The sequence below is a fragment of the Thermococcus sp. genome (assembly GCF_026991495.1).
GTDB lineage: Archaea > Methanobacteriota_B > Thermococci > Thermococcales > Thermococcaceae > Thermococcus.
The window spans coordinates 1-6,959 of the sequence record NZ_JALXBJ010000030.1; the positions used below are offsets into that span (position 1 = coordinate 1).

At 55.0% G+C, this 6,959-nt stretch carries 7 protein-coding genes and 1 pseudogene; 2 read left to right on the forward strand and 6 right to left on the reverse strand.

The window, feature by feature from the left end; all coding sequences use genetic code 11:
• The 5 genes from MVB78_RS03800 to pepQ all read right to left on the reverse strand — a co-directional run.
• Positions 1-2,350 (reverse strand): hypothetical protein (locus MVB78_RS03800; protein ID WP_297488040.1); only part of this gene is annotated, 2,350 nt, incomplete at its 3' end.
• Positions 2,351-2,495: 145 nt separating this feature from the next.
• Positions 2,496-3,569, reverse strand: a complete 1,074-nt coding sequence (locus MVB78_RS03805) for an mRNA surveillance protein pelota (RefSeq protein WP_297488044.1) — start codon at positions 3,567-3,569, stop codon at positions 2,496-2,498.
• 10 nt (positions 3,570-3,579) lie between these two features.
• Positions 3,580-3,840 (reverse strand): type II toxin-antitoxin system RelE/ParE family toxin, encoded by a 261-nt coding sequence (locus MVB78_RS03810; protein WP_297488048.1) that lies wholly within the window; start codon positions 3,838-3,840, stop codon positions 3,580-3,582.
• Positions 3,830-4,036, reverse strand: a complete 207-nt coding sequence (locus MVB78_RS03815; RefSeq protein WP_297488051.1) for a hypothetical protein — start codon at positions 4,034-4,036, stop codon at positions 3,830-3,832. Before MVB78_RS03815 ends, MVB78_RS03810 begins: the two co-directional genes overlap by 11 nt.
• Before the next feature lie 75 nt (positions 4,037-4,111).
• The gene (pepQ, locus tag MVB78_RS03820) at positions 4,112-5,164 is read right to left on the reverse strand and encodes a Xaa-Pro dipeptidase PepQ (protein ID WP_297488062.1); all 1,053 of its coding nucleotides are present in this window, start codon (positions 5,162-5,164) and stop codon (positions 4,112-4,114) included.
• A gap of 86 nt (positions 5,165-5,250) precedes the next feature.
• Here pepQ and MVB78_RS03825 point away from each other — a divergent pair, with 86 nt between their 5' ends.
• Complete coding sequence (locus MVB78_RS03825) at positions 5,251-5,442, forward strand: PCNA-inhibitor (protein WP_297488054.1); 192 nt, start codon at positions 5,251-5,253, stop codon at positions 5,440-5,442.
• Here the strand turns inward: MVB78_RS03825 and MVB78_RS03830 are convergent.
• Positions 5,437-6,591, reverse strand: coding sequence for a methyltransferase domain-containing protein (locus MVB78_RS03830; RefSeq protein ID WP_297488057.1), 1,155 nt, complete (start codon positions 6,589-6,591; stop codon positions 5,437-5,439). The genes MVB78_RS03825 and MVB78_RS03830 overlap by 6 nt on opposite strands.
• A gap of 84 nt (positions 6,592-6,675) precedes the next feature.
• On the opposite strand from MVB78_RS03830, the pseudogene MVB78_RS03835 reads away from it, so the two are divergent.
• Positions 6,676-6,959, forward strand: a pseudogene (locus MVB78_RS03835) (dolichyl-phosphate-mannose--protein mannosyltransferase); the annotation flags it as partial.

A 6,959-nucleotide genomic window follows, 5' to 3' on the forward strand; every position in this document is an offset into this window, starting at 1 on the left:
TGTAGGAGAAGTTGATGTTCTTCTCACCATTAGCCGGAATCCTGCCCTCTAAACCATCAATCCTCTTGATTACTGCCCTATTCCCATCCTCAACAAAACCAACCAGCGATAAAGCAGTATTCTCAAAGTTCCTAACCTCAACAGTAAAGTAAACCGTCCCCCCACCAGCAACTTCCCTCGGGAAAACTTTGAGTGCTGCCCCAAAAATCTGATAGTTGTGGCTGACTCTGATGGTGCCGTTTATGCTGTTTGAACCGCCCCCACCGTTCACACGTGGGGCGGAAGCTCCTGTCCCGATGAAGGTTCCCAAGCTGGAGGCGGCTTCGCCCCCCAGCCGCGAGCTGTAAGCCGTTATCCTGTATGAATGTGTTCCAGCCTCGGCGAACCACCTCATGCTGAAGGTTTTAGTGGAGTCCGGGCCTATAGTACCCGAGGTTTCCCCCACCGGCTGCCCGTCTATGTAGAGCATGAGGTTAACACTACTGCTCAAGTGGTAAGCACTCTGAACCGTTACGTGAAAGGTCACGGTTTCGCCCTCCTTAGGAAGGTCCGGACTGAATTTAGCGTCGAGAATCCTCAACGAGCCAACAGGAGAGGGAGGGGAAGGTATAAGAACCTCCCCGTTATCACTCTCACTGTAGTTGAAGAACCTGAATATGCCGAAGTACTCGTAACTGCCAGGGCGGGAGTAGTCAACGGTGCCGAGGTAGACCGTCCTGTTGTCGCTTGGCGCGAGGGCCACGTGGGTGACGTTTATCTGCTTCACCGTCAGGTAGTTCCCATCGGGCACCTCGGAGTACAGGCTTATCACCCCCGAAACCGGAAGTTCGTTGGAGTTGTAGAGCTGGGCCTCGTAGCGTACTCTGCTTCCAGCTCTGACCGCCTTAATGGTGAAGTTGACGTTCGCGGGGTTGATGGGGGAGACCCTGTAGAGGTCTTCATGGTAAAAGGCCAGGGCGTCCCTTATGAGGCTTCCGGTGGGCAGGTAAGAGGCGGAAGAGTTCCCGGAGCGGGGGCCGATCTTCCCGCCGGTCGGGACGGCGCCGCCCGGTGATTCCCCGGGCCCGTACCTCACGCTGACGAAGCCGCCCACCTTGAAGCTGGGGGAGTCATCCGGGATCGAGAAATCCCCGCTTTCCCAGACCCCTGGGCCAGAGTAGAGGATGCCGGGACTGAGGTAGTACCTCCTGTCCCCGGAGGAGATCGTGACGTTCTGCACCATAACGGCGCTCCCGTGAACGGTGTAGTGAACTAAGACCCTGTAGAAGATCCTGTCATAGGAGTAGCCCGAGACCGTGACCTCAACTCTGTCCACCGTCAGGTAGGGAGCCGAGCCTAAGGACAGGGAGGGGAGGTCGAGGTAATACGGCACCGGAGCGTTGCTCGAATGCGAGCTTGAGATTAGCCGCACCGTCATGAGCCTCCCGAGCTCCAAGATCTCCTGGGAGGCCACATCCCACATCTCGTCCGTGGAGTAGCCGTCGCTGATGGCCGCCGCGAGGGTGTAGAGGCGTGAAAGCTCACGGTAAGCATCGAGGGCGTTCGGCCAGTAGTAGATCTCCACGACCCTTCCGTTGGAGGTGTAGGAGACAGTCCTGAAGGCAATCCCTCCATTGGGGTAGTAGACCTCGGCCGACTCGGTTAGGAGGTGGTAGAGCTCCTTCCTCATGTCCTTCACTGAGCTGAGAAATGCCCCAGAGTTTCTGCCGCTGATGGCGCTGGCCACCGAACGGTAGGAACCGATGTAGGGGTTTACGGCTTCCTCACCCGCGGTCGGAGGGCTCCTCAGGTCCCTCCACCATCCCTTCTTAATGGCCCACGCTTCGTAGGACGCGTACTTCCACCCCACGCTGATGAAGGCCTTTGCGAAGCTGTCGAGGAAGTACTTCATGTTGAAGCCGCCCTCGATGTGGTTCCTCTGCTCTGCTATGTACTCCTGCAGCGCCCTGATCTCCTCGTCCGTCCAGCCGGCGCTCCTGAGCTCGGAGACGGTCTCGTTGGGGAGCCCCTTCGAGGCTATCTCATCGGCCATCTCCCTCAGCTCATCCTCGGAGTAGTAGAGCTTAACCCCTGACTTCTCAAGCTCAACGAGGGCTTTCCAGATGCCGGCGGATATGTTCGCGGCGTTTTCTTCGCCCGCCCTTGAGTTCAGAACCAGCTCAGAGGCCGTGGACTCCGACGGGGAGTCGTTCAGCTGAACCACGAGCTGGCCTTCCCTGATGAGTATCTCCCAGAAGCTCTGGTACGGGCCGTTCTGCTGCGTACCGTTTACCTGGGTCGCCGCGACGCCCCCGACGTTGAGGAGCGCCCCGACTATCAGCACCACAGGCAGTAACGCTGCAACTTTCACGTCGTACCACCAAATAATATTTGACGTTGAACTTTTTAAGGTTTTTCTGTTCAGATTTTGTACACTACCGTTAGTAGTGTGCAAAAAACGGAGGGCCGTGCACGGATGAACCAGCGGCTGTTTTGCTGGAGTGAATGGGCATCTTTCACCTCACCCTGAACCTAAGCAGGGCAGCCAAACCACCTAAGGCCTTCAGCTTTTCACCGCCCTCGTGCTCAGAACTGACAACTATCACTTCACCGCGCGAGTAGCGAACCGCGTCCATCAGCTCCTCGATCTTCTCCCTGTGCTCGCCCTTGAGGAGCTCATCGAGCACCAAAAGCGTCTCGACGGCGCCGTAGTTAACCGCTTCCTCTGCCTCTCTGAGACCGTAGACAGCTAATCCGTTGTTTTTGGCTATGTTCTCGAGAACCTTCTCAACCAGCTGAATCTCTTTCGCAACCCTGTTCTCGTGGTAGACCCTCTCCACCGTTCCGCGCTTTATGACCTCGTAGATTCCTGTTCTACCTGTCACGCTGGTGTCCTCTATGACGACCCTCTTGGAAAGCTCCGGGTACTTCTCCTTCAGGAACTTGTAGAAGTCCTCCTTGACGAAGCCGGGGCCGGCAACGATTGCCTTCTCAACTCTCTCGCGCCCCATAACCTTCTCCATGGTCTTTGCAACGTCGTGGAAGAACCGCTTTTCTTCACTCTCGCGGTCGGTGTTGTAGCGCTTCCCGCCGAGGTTGTAGCGTATGCTGTTGAGAATCTCCACTCCGTACTCCCTCACGAGGGCCATGTCAGCTTCTCCCTCGTCGATGACAACTATCATAACCCTGGCCCTTTTGGAGGCCTCTACAGCCTCCTTCAGGCGCTCTATGTGGTGCTCCTTCCAGCGGGGCTTTTGAATGGTAACGACGGTTCCCTCCTCGACGGTTATCGTGTGGTATTTTCCGAGGGGAACGTCCTCCCTGCTCGCGTAGACTATCGGGCCGGTAACGCGCACCTGATTCGCGAACTTGTGGAAGTTTATCTTTTCCGCTTTAACGCCGAGGAAAACCGGGATTACCTCGACCTTCTCGGCCCTCAGAGAATCGCTCCTCTGGGCCTGCTTGCGGAGGGTTTTGGCGTAAACTACATCTCCGGGGTCGATTATGTGGTAGAGGTGCCAGAGGTCGTCAAGCGTCTCGGCCTTGACCTTTACCTTGCCCTCCTTGGGCTTCTCCTCGATTATCTGCATGTTCTTCACCTCAAAGGTCCCTGTAAACATTCTCTCTGTGGCCTATCTTAACCACGTAAACGGCCTTAGAGGATTCGTCAACGCTGTAAATGATCCTATAATCTCCAACCCGGATACGGTAGAAAGGATAGCCCCTTAATTTTTTGTATTGCATTGACCACGGGTTCTCCCTAAGTTTGAGCAGGGATTCCTTTATCCTCGCCCTGTCTTTAGGAGATAGGTTTCTCAAAAATTTCAGGTTTTTCCGGGATAGCACTACCTCATAGCTCATCGAGGATCTCCTCTAGGCGAACCCCATTCCTCTTGGTCTCTTCCAGCTCCTCTAGAAGCTCCTGCAGTTCCTTCTTGTCCACCTCAAAGTATCCAGCGAAATTGTCAATCTTGGAGTTCAGTACCCTGAGTTCTTCCTTGATTTCCCTCAGTTCCTGAAGAATAACCTGCTCGACGTTTTCCATGACCCTCCCCACTCTTCTTTTATGTGGACAGCTCATAAAATTTTTGGAGCCCTTCATTCTCACTCTCTAAAGTGAAAAAAACAGGAGTCAGATGAGCTCCCTCTCGGTCTTGGTTAGCCTCTTAGCCCCGTTCTCGGTGATGACGATGGTGTCCTCTATGCGAACTCCACCGAACTTCGGGATGTAGATGCCGGGTTCAACCGTTATCACCATGCCCGGTTTGAGAACGGTCTCGTCCCTCTGGCTCACGCCGGGCCACTCGTGTATCTCAAGGCCGACGCCGTGACCGGTTGAGTGGATGAAGTAGTCGCCGTAGCCGTACTCCGCTATAACATCCCTGACTATGGTGTCGAGCTCTTTGGCCGTAATCCCTGGTTTAGCTTCCTCAACGCCCTTCCTCTGGGCCTCCAAAACAATCTCATAAATTTCCCTCTGCTTTTCGTTCGGCGAACCCACAACGATTGTTCTCGTCATGTCGGAGTTGTAGTGCCCATAGAGAGCGCCCTCGTCGATAACAACCAAATCCCCCCGTTCTATCCTCTTGTCGCTCGCTATCCCGTGGGGTAAAGCCGAACGAGAGCCACTCGCGATTATCGTGTCGAAGGCCGGCTTTTCGGCGCCGTTCATCTTCATGGCATACTCCATCTTTGCCGCTATCTCCCTCTCGCGCCTGCCCTCGCTTATCTCCTCCAAAGCGACCATCATCGCCTGGTCTGCTATCCTACAAGCGGCTTCAATGACCTTAAGCTCTTCGGGAGTTTTGATTATGCGGAGCTCCTTGATGACGTCATCAACAGGAGTGAAATCTTCAACGTTGGCCTTCTCCTTCAGCGTCTGTATTGTTGAAAAGCTCGTTCTTCCCTCGATGCCGAGTTTCCTGAGCTTGAAGGACGAAAGTCTCTTGTAGAGCTCCTTTCCGGTTTTGAACTTCTCAACTGGAACCTTTGAGGTCTCCTTGGCTTCCTCGTATTCTAACTCGGGGACTATGAAGGTTGCATCGTCAGGCGTTACAACGAGGTAGCCGCCGAGAACCGGCGAAGAGCCCGTGAAGTAGAAAAGGTTGGGCTTGTGGGTTATCAAAATTCCGTCGAGCTCCTTCTCGGCTATGAAACTCCTCAACCTTTCGATCCTCATCCATATCACCTGGCGAAGGTTTGAGCCGGGGGATAAAACCCTTTCGACGGAAAAGTTTTATACCAGGGGGTCTATTTAAGACGGTTGAAATCATGTACAGGAGGATAGACGAGTTCCTAGACTCAGAGGTCTCCATCAAAAAAGGGGAAGCGCCGAGGAAGAGAAAGAAACGCCTTAAGGAGACCAGTTTGGATTCTTTCCTCCCGGAGGAGCACGTTGAGTACTTCAGGCAGCTCCGCATTGGCTCGAAGAAGATGAGGAACGCTAAGATCGAGGGGCTATAGGCTTTCCGCTACTACAGCTTTCTCCCCAACCCTGAAAACGAAGGCCCTCCTATGGCCCCTGAGACCGGCTTCAATCCTCCTCCTCAGTCTCCAGTACTCTTTCTGGGGGACGCTCACCTTGAGGGTCGCCCTCCCGAAGCCCTCCTTCCTCAGAAAGTCGTTTATCCTGATGGGGTGAAAGGGCAGAACGCCGACAACGCGGTAGGTTCTCTTGAGGTAGGGGCTCCTAAGTTCTTCATCTCCCGTCGCCAGGACTCGCCTCTTCTCGCGCAGGAGCATCCTAACTTCGGAGGGGAGGATGTGGAAGAGCTCGTTTATCAAGTCCGCGTAGTCTATGCTTTGAGGTATCTCGTAGAGGTATTCGCCCGGTTCTGTCACCCATTCCACGATGTTCTCCAAGCTTTGATCGCTCTCAAGCCTGACCCCTGCTGGAAGGATTACCGCGCTCCTCTCGGCCTTCGCGAGTGGCTCGGTGTAGAAGGCGAGCCTGTTCAAGGCCCCGAAGAGGTCTACGTACTCAAATTCCCCCTTCCAGGGAACCTTCTCGCGCCTCATCTGTGGGGGCAGGTCGAAGATGAAGGCATCGGTTTTCTTTGAGTACGCATCGTAAACCTTCAACGGGCTCGGGAGTAGGTCTTCAAGCTTTCTCTCCGGCATCTCAGGGGGCCGAGCGGGGTCCGAGAAGATTACCTCCGCATTGACCCTTTCGACGGTCTCAGGCGCGAGGGAGTCGGCGTTTATGAACTCGATGTTTCCCACGCCGTACCTCTCGGCGTTCCGCTTTGCGAACTCAATTTTTAGGGGGTCTATATCGATTCCATAAGCTCTCTCAACCTCCATCGCGTAGAAGATGAGCTGTATCCCTATTCCGCAGGAGACGTCGGCGATGCTTCTGATTCCAAGCTCTCCAAGCCTCTCGGCCCTGTACTTAGCTACGGCTTCGTGGGTTGCGTAGCGGAGACCCTCCAAGTCCATCCAGAGGTCACCGCGCGAGAACTTGTCCCTCGCCTTTATCCTCGCCCGGGCTATCTCCACTATCAGCTCCCAGTTCTCCCCGAGCCTCGCGCGGAGCTTCCCCTCGTCGAGACCCCGCTTTATCATCTCGACCGCCGCGGCCACGAGTTCGTCCGTCACTCCCTCAAGTGCCATCAATGATGACTCCCTAAGAGCTTTAAAAACCTCTCGATGGCAAGAGCTTAAAAGGGGGAGGCGGTACCCTCTAAGGGTGGGAATATGCGCTTTAATTGGAGGCTGTTGATCTTCGTTCTGATAGCCATCGGGATGATGGGGTCATCAACGTGGTACGCCTATCACGTGGCCGTAAAGCCGGCCCTCCAGGACTACATAGGCGACGAGGTCTGGTACGTCCCGTCGAGCAGGAACGTTCTCCACAGGCTCGGCATGGATCCCCACTACGTCCACGACGGCTACGAAGGGGTCAACGTGATCTTCAAAGACGAGACCGCCAAGCTCAAATACCAGTACATCGTAAATGAGGCCCTCTCCGAGTACGGTGG